Annotated in this window: 6 protein-coding genes; all 6 read left to right on the forward strand. The window is 48.8% G+C overall.

Translation table 11 applies throughout. The features are described 5' to 3' along the window. Positions 1 to 189 (forward strand): hypothetical protein (locus SGI97_09645; protein ID MDZ4724150.1); only part of this gene is annotated, 189 nt, incomplete at its 5' end. A 79-nt stretch (positions 190 to 268) separates the two neighbouring features. Next, a complete protein-coding gene (locus SGI97_09650) occupies positions 269 to 1,180 on the forward strand; it encodes a DMT family transporter (GenBank protein ID MDZ4724151.1) in 912 nt (303 codons plus the stop codon). A 464-nt stretch (positions 1,181 to 1,644) separates the two neighbouring features. Further along, entirely contained in the window at positions 1,645 to 1,764 is a 120-nt protein-coding gene (locus tag SGI97_09655; protein ID MDZ4724152.1) for a PEP-CTERM sorting domain-containing protein, read from the forward strand. Between the two features lie 168 nt (positions 1,765 to 1,932). Beyond that, positions 1,933 to 2,577: a hypothetical protein gene (locus SGI97_09660; protein ID MDZ4724153.1), complete on the forward strand. Its 645-nt coding sequence runs from the start codon at positions 1,933 to 1,935 to the stop codon at positions 2,575 to 2,577. Then, positions 2,562 to 3,023 carry a hypothetical protein gene (locus SGI97_09665; GenBank protein ID MDZ4724154.1) on the forward strand — a complete coding sequence of 154 codons (462 nt, stop codon included), beginning with the start codon at positions 2,562 to 2,564 and terminating at the stop codon, positions 3,021 to 3,023. The genes SGI97_09660 and SGI97_09665 overlap by 16 nt, the downstream gene beginning before the upstream one ends. Positions 3,024 to 3,165: 142 nt before the next feature. Further along, a complete protein-coding gene (locus SGI97_09670; protein ID MDZ4724155.1) occupies positions 3,166 to 4,536 on the forward strand; it encodes a sigma-54 dependent transcriptional regulator in 1,371 nt (456 codons plus the stop codon). Positions 4,537 to 4,713 lie beyond the last annotated feature (177 nt).

Raw genomic sequence — 4,713 nt, forward strand, 5'->3', positions numbered from 1 at the left:
CAACAGAAAACGCCGATGGATTTTGTGGCTGATGTACGTCCTCGTGCACCAGCTTTGCTTCCGCGAGTGATTGCTAAATCGCCGCAGGCCACCTATTCCCACACTGGACAGGAAACACCCAGCCGTTGGCTGGGCTACCGAAGATCCAAGCGTACTCCCAACCTCGTCATTGCGGGCCCCGATTCTTAGAGGGGTGTGGCAATCTCATGTCTGACATATTCCCTATTTTCTCCTTCTCCCGAGAAATACAATCAGATATGTTTGGCGGGTGAATTCGTCCCCTTCAAGCCACATCACACGTCACACCGCTCGCGATATAACCCTGCTCACCGTGGGAGCCGTGGTCATAAGCCTCTCCCCTATCCTTGTGAAGGCCATCGGACAGAACGCACTCGGCCCGACTGCCATTGGTTTTTGGCGTACCCTCATTGGCGCCCTGGGTTTTTTGGTGTTATCTCTCGCCCTCAAAAAGCAACTCCGCCTTACACCCCGTGCGCTAAAATGGGCTCTCCTTGCCGGCTTCTTTTTTGCCGCCGATATCTTCTTTTGGCACCGAAGCATTATATACACCGGCGCGGGACTCGCAACAATTCTGGGAAACACCCAGGTTTTTGGCTCAGCAATCCTCAGCTATTTTCTGTTTAAGGAAAGATTGACGGTCAGATTCTTTGTTGCGGCGACTGCGGCTCTTCTGAGTGTGGCAATGTTAGTCGGAGTTTTCAGCAAAAATATCAATTTTGACGACCAATACATTCGCGGCATTGTTTTCGGTCTTATTACCGGTGTTGCATATGCGGCCTATATTGTGAGCCTAAAAAAGAGCGGCATGGATCGCAGCAAACCCGATACGCTTGTCTTCATGGGATACAGTTGTGTCGTCACGGCATTTTTTCTGGGGATAATCGCCGCATTTGAGCATTATCCGATGATACCTTCGAACATCTCAAGTTGGCTGTTGCTCTTCGCGCTGGGCGTTGTCGTCCAGATTTTCGGCTGGTGGGCAATAGCTCGAACCCTCAGTAAAATTGAAACCCATAGGGCTTCGCTTATTCTTCTTTTGCAGCCGACTTTGGCTACACTCTTCGGGGCCTTGATTTTCCATGAGCATCTTGACGGAATCCAATCCATAGGTGCCGCCATCACACTCACTGCAATTTACCTCGGCTCAGTCAGAAAATAGATCGTCACGTGGTGCAAAAAGTGAACAGATTTGCAAATTGTGGTCGGTTTAAGTCTCATTGTCCACTTTTTCTGGCTCGGTGACTTTCATACCTAAAGTATGCTTCTTCGGTCGACTTCTACGAAAAACGTCCCGACGCGATTTTCGGAGGCGTCTGGATCGGCACAAACCCATCCCTCAATCGTTCGCTGAGCTGGGCCCATACGCTTCCTGGTGGACTCAACGTCCCCCCGGATGTTGTCACACGAGCCAAGCTTTGGATCGACGGCTATGCCATTGACAATAGCGGAAATACGGTCAGCATTGGCGGCTCATGGGATTGGGATCCGCTGAATCGTACCTTCTTTGATAACACGACTTATAATCTCGCACTTGGGGCCACACCCGGCTTTTGGAACAATGGCTCGCTCGGAGTCTCCGTCTATGGGAACGAATGGTCACTTCGCATCGACCATGCGGTATTGATGATGGACTATACAAAAGGACGTGGTTCTAACGATGCCGATCCTGAACCCGCAACTTTTGCAATCTTCGGACTCGGCCTGCTTGGCGCCGGACTTATCAGCCGCAAGCGTTCTTTCTAAGATTTTTCTGAATTCCTTTTCAGACACCTCACCGGGCGTAATGAACGCCCGGTGTTTTTTTTGTATGCTAATTATTCCTGACTCGGATACAGTTTGGCTGGTATAAGGCCTGAGGGAATGAGCAAACTTTCTATTTGCCCTAAACAATACTTGAAGTATTATCTAACTATGCCTCGCTTGTTCTTTGTTCCACTTGTAAGTGCCAGTTATCTAATTTTTTTAGTTATGGTGGCAAATTTTGCCCATGGGGGAGAGCAGAATATCTCTCCTCCGCCTGCCAGTAGCGAGGAGGCCAACAGGGTGAGGATTTGGGTGCCGATTGACCGGCCAAGCGGCTGTCAGGTAACTATCGATATTTACGCCTACTCTGGTGAAAAAGTAAGACGTCTTCTCGATCGAACTCTCAGCAGGGGATTTCATAACTACTACTGGGATAAACTCGATGATTCCGGTTGTTTTGTCCCACAGGGCAAATACCGCGCAGTGATAAATGACTGTGGGAAGAGCAAGTACGCCGATCTGGTGGCCCAATACGAAGAGGGCGAGCGGGATATGAGATTTATGGAACAGGACACCGCCAAACCATTTGAAATCCCAATTCAAGTCCTGGCTGACTCGATTCTCGTGAGCGCGGAAATTATTGATTATGCCAAACGCATTGTAAGCCGCCCGCTGACCGATTCACTTCTATATAAGGGAGTGCATATCCTAACTTGGTCGCCGCCGGAAAAAACAGAGTCGGCGAGGCATTATATTCACTCTACCGTCAAGAACTGGGTTCATTCTCGAGAGGTCTTATGTCCACAACGATAAAACTGCTTCTGACTGGGATTGTACTGTTTATTCTTTTTGTTCTTTCGGGCTGCGGTGGCCCCGGAGGGTCGAAAAATGAAGATGGCAAAGGGGACTACGAGAAGGTCTGGGTTGATCCGGTGGTTCTTCAATCGGATTCAGTCTATACGCTAATCCAAGCCTCTCGCGTCGACTCTATTCCCAAAGATGAAATGATGCCGTCGAGCACATCGGTTATCTCAATTGATTTTGTTGTAACACGGCCCAACTGTATGACCACGGTGAACATTGTAAACGAAAAACGCGAGGTACTTCGCCCATTGACCATGCAACTTCTTGGAGCAGGCTATTACAAACTGACCCTCAACCCCAATTTCCCCCTTATCAAATCGGCCTCGTACAAACCGGTGTTTCTCTATTCCGAAGTTTGCGGAACTCGTAAATCTGTCAAAATATCAAAATACTAATTACCGCTCTATCTTCTGTCCAAAATTTGCTCATCCTGAGACTATATCACCTCAAAGATATTCCGATATATAAGGCATAAGGCCATCCCGCTATCAAAGCAGGCAGGTCGCGAAGGTGACGATAACGCTCCAAGGAGTACACATGCCGAATATCCTCGTGGTCGACGACAAAGACTCTATGCGTGGGATGTTGACCGAGACCCTCACACGCGAAGGTCATCGGGTAGACAGCGCTCATGACGGGAAAAAAGCCCTCGACCTTATCCGCAATAAATCCTACGATTTAGTGCTGACCGACCTGAAAATGCCGGATATTTCCGGACTTGAAGTGCTAAACTGCATCAAAGAACTCGACTGCGAGACCTCGGTCATTGTCATGACTGCCTACGGCACAATCGAAGATGCTGTCAATGCCATGAAAAGCGGCGCGTATGATTTTATAACTAAACCGTTCGATACTGAACACCTCTGTGTGCTGGTAAATCGCGCGCTCGAAAACCGCCGCATGGTTGCTGAGAACACGTTGCTGCGTCAGGAACTTCTGGCCGACTATGGAATAGATAACATCATCGGCAAAGATGAGAAGATGATCGAGCTATCGCAGATGGTGCAGAAGGTCGCCAAAAGCGATGCCTCGGTTTTGCTCAACGGTGAATCGGGAACTGGAAAAGAGCTTTTTGCGCGGGCCATTCATTCGCTATCAGATAGAAAAGACAAACCGTATATCGCCCTCAACTGCGCCGCAATTCCCCATGAGCTTTTGGAAAATGAATTGTTTGGCTCGGAAAAAGGGGCTTTCACCGGCGCCCATGCCCGTAAGATGGGAAAGTTTGAGATTGCAAACTCCGGAACAATCTTTCTCGATGAAATAGGTGATCTCGATGTTTCGCTCCAGGCAAAACTGCTTCGTGTCCTTCAGCAGAAAAATTTCGAAAGGCTTGGCGGGACGAAGACAGTCGACATCGATGTTCGGATTATTGCGGCATCAAACATGGATCTGGCGGAACTTATCAGAACCAAAAAATTTCGCGAAGATTTATATTACCGCCTTTCAGTCTTTCCGCTCAATATTCCGCCGCTTCGCGAACGTTCGAGTGACATCAGCGCCCTCTCCGATTATTTTATTGCCAAATATTGCCGTGAAATGAAAAAACCGACCAAAGTGCTCACCCGTGAGGCACTCGATCTGCTGACCAAATACCACTGGCCCGGCAACGTGCGCGAATTAGAAAACACCGTCGAGCGCGCGGTGATACTGGCCGAGGGTAAAAAAATCTCGCCTGAATATCTTGCGATTCGACTTCAGCGCATGAATGAGATTCAGTTGCGAGAAGGAGCTGGCCTCAAGGAGATTGGCGCACATGCTCAGATGCGTGCTGAGAAATCAACTATCCTACGCGTTCTAAAACAAGTCCGCGGCAACAAACGGAAATGCGCCGAGATTCTAAAGATAGACTACACGACCCTCTTCGATAAAATCAAAAAATACGAAATCGACAAAGAGCTGGACTAACGGGCTTTGGGCGACCCCATTCGGCACGTTAGTACATCTTCGCGCGGGACGTCCTCCATTGGCGGATTCGAAAATCTTTGGCCCGTACCAGAGAGAAGAGAATATGAGATTGCCACGTTTCACTTAAGAAAGTGAAACTCGCAATGACGTGCTGGGGAATTTGGCCTTGATTCTTCG

The sequence above is a fragment of the Candidatus Zixiibacteriota bacterium genome, assembly GCA_034439475.1.
Lineage (GTDB): Bacteria > Zixibacteria > MSB-5A5 > GN15 > FEB-12 > JAWXAN01.

What these genes read in the sequence shown, in the direction of transcription:
- SGI97_09655 (MDZ4724152.1), top strand. Translation starts at nt 1,645, where the DNA reads ATGATGGACTATACAAAAGGACGTGGTTCTAACGATGCCGATCCTGAA.
- SGI97_09660 (MDZ4724153.1), top strand. Translation starts at nt 1,933, where the DNA reads ATGCCTCGCTTGTTCTTTGTTCCACTTGTAAGTGCCAGTTATCTAATT.
- SGI97_09665 (MDZ4724154.1), top strand. Translation starts at nt 2,562, where the DNA reads ATGTCCACAACGATAAAACTGCTTCTGACTGGGATTGTACTGTTTATT.
- SGI97_09670 (MDZ4724155.1), top strand. Translation starts at nt 3,166, where the DNA reads ATGCCGAATATCCTCGTGGTCGACGACAAAGACTCTATGCGTGGGATG.